At 66.5% G+C, this 771-nt stretch carries 2 protein-coding genes; both read right to left on the bottom strand.

The genetic code is table 11. The annotated features are described in order from the left end of the window. Positions 1-318, bottom strand: a 318-nt coding sequence (locus M8H82_RS36350) for an alpha-amylase family glycosyl hydrolase (RefSeq protein ID WP_250080033.1), incomplete at its 3' end; no start/stop codon positions are given. Further along, positions 315-771 (bottom strand): alpha-glucosidase C-terminal domain-containing protein (locus M8H82_RS36345; RefSeq protein WP_250080031.1); only part of this gene is annotated, 457 nt, incomplete at its 5' end. The genes M8H82_RS36345 and M8H82_RS36350, both read right to left, overlap by 4 nt.

Below are 771 nucleotides of genomic sequence, written 5' to 3'. Positions count from 1 at the left end.
GGCGGCGTCGACGAACTCCACGAAGTCGGCGAGGTCGCCGAACTCGGGCAGGACGGCGGTGTAGTCGGAGACGTCGTAGCCGCCGTCCCGCAAGGGGGACTTGAAGAACGGGGGCAGCCACAGGCAGTCCACGCCGAGCCACTGGAGGTAGTCCAGCTTGGCGGTCAGGCCCTTGAGGTCGCCGACGCCGTCGCCGTTGCTGTCCTGGAAGGAGCGGACGAGGACCTCGTAGAAGACGGCGCTCTTGAACCAGTCGGGATGCCGGTCCTTGGCCGGGGTGTCCTCGAAGGTGTCATGGACGGGCTCGTTGACGGTCATGACGCGGTAGACCCTCCGTTCTGCGGCGAGGCGGGCGAGGCCTGGACGTGAAATACGTGCGCGGGTGCCCTGCCGGGCTCGAGGCGCACATAGTTGGTCCTGCCCCAGTGGTAGGTCTTACCCGTCAGTTCGTCGTGCACGGACAGTGTTTCGTCCCGGTCACGGCCGAGTTGCGGCATGTCCAACGAGACCGTCGCCTCCTGGGTGTGGTGCGGATCGAGATTGACGACCACCAGCACCGTGTCCTGGCCCGCGCGCTTGCTGTAGGCGAGGACCGCGTCGTTGTCGGTGTGGTGGAAGCGGAGGTTCCTGAGCCGGTGGAGGGCGGGGTGCTCGCGTCGGACGGTGTTGAGCTTGGTGATGAGTGGAGCGATGGTCTGCGCGGTCTCCCAGTCACGCGGACGCAACTGGTACTTCTCGGAGTCCAGGTACTCTTCGCTGCCCTCGCGCACG

Origin of the sequence: Streptomyces sp. YS415 (assembly GCF_023544665.1) — a bacterium.
Lineage (GTDB): Bacteria > Actinomycetota > Actinomycetes > Streptomycetales > Streptomycetaceae > Streptomyces.
The sequence above is the reverse complement of the archived record's forward strand: the minus strand, read 5'-3'. Positions and strand labels throughout refer to the sequence as shown.